Annotated in this window: 2 protein-coding genes; both read left to right on the top strand. The window is 68.1% G+C overall.

Annotated elements, in window-relative coordinates:
• On the top strand, window positions 1-485 hold a 485-nt coding region (locus Q9Q40_12440; GenBank protein ID MDQ7008032.1), incomplete at its 5' end, for a hypothetical protein.
• Window positions 486-610: 125 nt separating this feature from the next.
• Window positions 611-1,371, top strand: a 761-nt coding sequence (locus Q9Q40_12435; GenBank protein MDQ7008031.1) for a hypothetical protein, incomplete at its 3' end; no start/stop codon positions are given.

The raw sequence follows: 1,371 nt of genomic DNA, 5'->3' as shown, positions 1-1,371 counted from the left end.
ATTTCTACGGCAAGATCCACTATGGCCTCTACGGGGCCCGCACCACCCTGGAGCAGTTGCGCCTGGACACCAGCGATGCCCGTGACCACCTCCGCGAGCTGCTGGAACAGGCACCGGCACTGCGCAACCGCCTGCTGGAGTTCGAGGAGCAGGCCCTGGCCCCACCGCCCACCGTCCTGCACAGCCTCTGGCGCCTGCTCACCATCACCCCGCGCACCGCCTGGCTACGTTTCAGCAGCGGTTTCACCCTGCGGCCCACGGTGCGGCTACTGGCCCGGACCCGCGGTTGGGACCGCAGACAGACCCGGCAGGCACAACGCGAAGCGAAGCGCTACCTGGCGGCCTACCTGGCGGCGGTCCGCAAGCTGGTCCAGCAACGCTTCTTCGAGCGCCTGTTCGGCCTCTGGCATGTGCTGCACGTACCGCTGTTCATCATGCTGGTGCTGACCGCGACGGTCCACGTCATCGCCGTCCACATGTACTGATGAGGAGAGATGGAGATGCTCCGACAGCGAGGCCGGTGCCCGGCACGCCACGATACCCTTGGCGGTCGCCGCGGCCCGCCCGGCGACGATGGTCTGTCACACTGCTGGTGCTGCTCTCCCTCGCCATGACGGGCACTCCCGGCCATGCCGCCGAGCGGCGTCTCGAGCGTCTGCTCATGCCCGGGCCCCTGGTGCAGGGACACGCCCGCTACGAGGACGAGTGCGAGCGCTGTCACCAGCCCTTTCGCAAGGTGAAGCAGAGCCGGCTGTGCCGCGACTGTCACGACGAGGTGGACCGTGACATCCGCAGCGGGGAAGGCTTCCACGGCCGAATCCGGGATATCGGGAGGACCGAATGCCGCCACTGCCACACTGACCACAAGGGCCGCAGGGCGGACATCCTGCTGCTGGACGAGACCACCTTCGACCATGCCGGGACCGACTTCCCCCTCGAGGGTGCCCACCGCAAGCTGGAGTGCCTCGCCTGCCACCGGGCCGGACACAAGTTCCGCGAGGCACCGCACGCGTGCCACGACTGCCATCGGGAGGACGACGTACACCGGGGTCGACTGGGCCGGCAATGCCAGAAGTGTCACGACACCGGCACCTGGAAGGAGCACCGCTTCGATCACGCCAATACCCGGTTCCCGCTCCGGCAACGCCATCGCCGGGTCCCCTGCGCCGCCTGCCACCCCGGACAGCGGTACCGCGACCTGCCGACCCGGTGTGTCGGCTGCCACCGCATCAACGATCCCCACGGGGGACGTTACGGCGACAAGTGCCAGGACTGTCACAGTGAACGGGGCTGGAAGCGGGTCCGCTTCGATCACGATCGCGACACCAGGTTCCGGCTCAAGGGGCGCCACAGGAAAGTCGGCTGTGACAG

It is taken from the genome of Acidobacteriota bacterium, assembly GCA_030949985.1.
Taxonomy (GTDB): Bacteria; Acidobacteriota; Polarisedimenticolia; order J045; family J045; genus JALTMS01.
The sequence above is the reverse complement of the archived record's forward strand: the minus strand, read 5'-3'. Positions and strand labels throughout refer to the sequence as shown.